Here is a 2,045-nt window from a genome sequence, read left to right on the forward strand (position 1 = left end):
CGCACGGGAGTTACGGGTGAGTGAGAAGTCGGTCTACCAGTGGCGCCGCACCTGGAGGACGGGCGGACGCGAGGCGCTGCGTTCCAAGGGCCCCTCCGGCTACGACTGCCACCTCGGCCCCCACCTGCAGGCCAAGCTCGCGACGTGGCTGGAGGAGGGGCCGGCCGCGCACGGCTGGACGGATGACCAGGTGTGGACAGCCGCCCGGGTACGCACGCTGATCGGGCGGAAGTTCCACCTCTCCTACAGCGTCTCCGGGGTCACCCGGCTGCTGCACCGGATGGGCTACAGCGTGCAGATGCCCGCCCGGCCTGCGACCGAACGCGACGAGGACGCGATCACCGCATGGCGGGAGGTGACCTGGCAGGAGGTAAAAGCCTGCGGGCGGCGACCGGCGCCTTCATCTGCTTCGAGGACGAAGCAGGCGTAACCGGCCGGCCGCCCAAGGGTCGCACCTGAGGCCAGCGCGGCATCACTCCCACGGTGAGGCTGTCCGGCCGCAGCCGTGGCCGCCTCTCGGTGGCCGGACTGCTGTGCTACCGGCCCGGGCTGCCCGCCCGCCTGTGCTACCGGCTGCGCCGGCACACCAGCCGCAAGGGAGAGCGCCGCTCGCTCGGCGAGACGGACTACATCCGCCTGCTCGACGGCGCCCACCAACTGCTCAAGGCCCCGCTGATCGTGGTGTGGGACCGGCTGAGCACCCACATCTCCAAGACGATGAAGGCACTCGTTGCCGAGCGGGACTGTCTGACGGTGGTCCTGTTGCCCGGGTACGCGCCCGAGCTCAACCCGGTCGAGGGCCTGTGGGCGCACATCAAGCGGAGCCTGGCCAACCTGGCCGCACGCGCCCTCAGCGAACTGGAGACTGTGCTCCGCAGGCGACTCAAGGCGCTGCAGTACCGGCACACCATCCTCGGCGGATTCCTCGCCGGAACCGGCCTCGCTCTCGACAGACCGAACTGACCCAGATACGCCGAAGTCAGGTAACGGGCAGTCCACAGACTGCCCGACTCGCCGGAAAGTTACGGGGCCTGATCACTCGCCCCGAAGCAACTCCACCGACCTCACTATCCGCTGCTGTGTCATGACCGATGCAAGGTCCGGTCACTGCGCAGCGGTATGAAGTTCCAGTCCAGCCTCTGCTCCTCGTCAACTACCGGCGTGTAGCCGTTGAGTGCCTGGTTGGTCTCGAGAGACGTGGCGATCGCCTCCATGAGCAGCGGCAGGGACGTCCACATCTCGTGTGATACGCGCATAATGCCTTCCACGGCCTCGGCTTCGTGGACGCGCCCCCAGTCGATCTCGGGACGATGGTCCAGTACAAGGCAACCCCCGCCGACGCTCCGCGCGATGGGGATCCACTGAGGATGTCCGTACAGGAGGAAGCTGACCCCGATCTTCATGAAGTCTTACCCCACCTCCTCTCCTTCCTCATCCGCCGTGCGCTTGTCGTAGAACCCGGTGAAGAGTTGCCACGCGGCCGCTATCTCGCGTGCACTCATCGGTCTGTAGAACCCTGGCAGCAGCGAGCCCCGCTGATCGAGGAGACCGTCGTGCCGCAACAACGACATCACCAAGGGCTTCAGCAGTGGCCGACCGATGACGCGTTCGGCCGCGGCGATGTCCGCCGGATCCGCGGGTGGCGCCAGCGCGGCATAGGTCGCCGGGGCGTGCTCGGCCAGCCAGTTCTCGATTCGCGTCCACGACTCACTGATCGGTGCGGTCATAGCACGGCATCCTGCCACCTGGTGCTGACAGCCTCCGGGGAACACCCAGACGGTGGCCATGCCCCCGACACCCGACTGGGGCCGTCTCCGGGCCCTGCGAGGGGACTCAATGATGACAGGCGACGACAACCGCCGACCGCTAACCCGCAGGCCAGAAGGGCGGCGGCTGGAGTACGTGCAGGTCAGAAAGGTGCCGCGTCGCTTCTTCGGCTACTGATCGCGCTCGATGGAACGCAGCGCCTCGCGTCCGCCCGTCCTCTCCTCCAGGTGCGGCGCCACTGGTAGACCGACTTCTCACTCACCCGTAACTCCCGTGCC

General features: G+C 67.5%; 2 protein-coding genes and 1 pseudogene. 1 reads left to right on the forward strand and 2 read right to left on the reverse strand.

The features are described from left to right. Nucleotides 1-963, forward strand: a pseudogene (locus ACWCQ6_RS37000) (IS630 family transposase); the annotation flags it as partial. Between the two features lie 119 nt (nt 964-1,082). On the opposite strand, the gene ACWCQ6_RS37005 reads toward ACWCQ6_RS37000, so the two are convergent. Continuing rightward, a complete protein-coding gene (locus tag ACWCQ6_RS37005; protein ID WP_451096861.1) occupies nt 1,083-1,403 on the reverse strand; it encodes a hypothetical protein in 321 nt (106 codons plus the stop codon). Between the two features lie 6 nt (nt 1,404-1,409). Next, the gene (locus ACWCQ6_RS37010; RefSeq protein ID WP_451096863.1) at nt 1,410-1,727 is read right to left on the reverse strand and encodes a hypothetical protein; all 318 of its coding nucleotides are present in this window, start codon (nt 1,725-1,727) and stop codon (nt 1,410-1,412) included. Between the last annotated feature and the right edge of the window lie 318 nt (nt 1,728-2,045).

Source organism: Streptomyces sp. NPDC001880, from assembly GCF_053594575.1.

Bases quoted from the DNA above. Each gene is read 5' to 3' on its own strand.
- ACWCQ6_RS37005 (WP_451096861.1), bottom strand. From the start codon at position 1,403: ATGAAGATCGGGGTCAGCTTCCTCCTGTACGGACATCCTCAGTGGATC.
- ACWCQ6_RS37010 (WP_451096863.1), bottom strand. From the start codon at position 1,727: ATGACCGCACCGATCAGTGAGTCGTGGACGCGAATCGAGAACTGGCTG.